Annotated in this window: 2 protein-coding genes; both read right to left on the reverse strand. The window is 60.5% G+C overall.

Annotated features, from left to right (window positions below):
* On the reverse strand, nt 1–808 hold an 808-nt coding region (locus DBR24_RS10690), incomplete at its 3' end, for a histidine kinase dimerization/phospho-acceptor domain-containing protein (RefSeq protein WP_371921266.1).
* Nucleotides 784–1,395 (reverse strand): response regulator (locus DBR24_RS10695; protein WP_128614707.1); only part of this gene is annotated, 612 nt, incomplete at its 5' end. The genes DBR24_RS10695 and DBR24_RS10690, both read right to left, overlap by 25 nt.

The raw sequence follows: 1,395 nt of genomic DNA on the forward strand, positions 1-1,395 counted from the left end.
GTACAAAGCTGTGTTGGGCGGCGTCTGACATCGGCGCCGCCGCCAGGCGCTCGGCTTGCAGCGAAAGCGCCGTCATCGGTGAGCGCAGTTCATGGGCGGCGTCGGCGATAAACCGTCGCTGCGTTTCCATAGCCTGTGCGACGCGCTTGAGTAACCGATTGATCGCCACCACGAAAGGCCGGACTTCACTCGGCAGGTGCTGCTCATCGATCGGATGCAATGTCTGCTGGTCGCGCTGATCGATCTCTGCCGAGAGCGTCGCAATCGGCCGGAACAGCTTGCGCACCAAGTCGCCGACCACCAACAGCAGCACCGGAAAGAGAATCAGAAACGGCAGCAGGCTGCGCCAAGCGTTTTCCCGCGCCTCCTTGTCGCGCACGTCGGCCTCTTGCGCTACCACGATGCGTTCGCCGGTCGAGATGGTTCTGACCAACGCGCGAAAGTTTTCACCGGCAATGTTCAGTGTTGACAAGCCGTCAGCCAGGGTCACCGGAAACGGCAACGGAATGCTTACGTCATCATTGCCAGTAGCCTTGGCGCTATCGGCCAGGTACTGCATGGTGATCCGCGACTCTTCGTCGTCGCCGGCGATCCGTTCGGCACCGGGATAACGCAGAGTCATGTGCTGGCGATCGAACAGCACCGCCACCTGACGCAAGCTTTCGTCCTGCATTTCGTGCGCTTCGTCGAGTGCCGAAATGAACGCGAACGCACCGGCCAGCAAGGCGACGATGAGAATCGCCAGTGACAGGGTGATGGAAAGCCGCGACTGTACCGAGTCGCTCAAACGCCTTTTGAAACCATCCATCCCATTCCCCTGACGTTCTTGATGATATGGTTTCCCAATTTTCGCCGCAGTGCGTGGATCAGAAACTCTACGGCATTGCTTTCTACTTCGTTGCCCCAGCCGTAAATCCGGTCTTCCAGTTCACTACGCGACAGTATGGCCCCCGGGCGTATCAACAACGCCTGCAACAGCGCGAATTCGCGACTGGAGAGCTGGACTTCGCTGATGTCAGCGGTGGCGGCCTGCTTGGAGACCAGGTTCAACGACACCTCGCCGTTATCCAGCAGTGATTGCGCGTTACCGCCGCGCCGGCGCAATACCGCGCGCATGCGTGCCAGCAATTCGGCCATGGCGAAGGGCTTAAGCAGGAAATCATCAGCGCCGCCATCAAGCCCGCGCAGACGATCGTCCAGACCATCGCGGGCAGTAATGATCAGCAACGGCACCGGATTATTGCGCGCGCGAATGGCATCCAGGACATCGAGCCCGTCCGTTCCCGGCAAGCCGAGATCGAGCAGCACCAGGTCATAGGTCTGGGTGTCCAGCGCCGCCAACGCGGTGAGGCCGTTTTTCACCCAGTCGGTGGCGTAGCTCGCGTCCTTCAGCGC

Source organism: Pseudomonas sp. HMWF006 (assembly GCF_003061205.1).
In the GTDB taxonomy this organism is placed as follows: domain Bacteria; phylum Pseudomonadota; class Gammaproteobacteria; order Pseudomonadales; family Pseudomonadaceae; genus Aquipseudomonas; species Aquipseudomonas monsensis.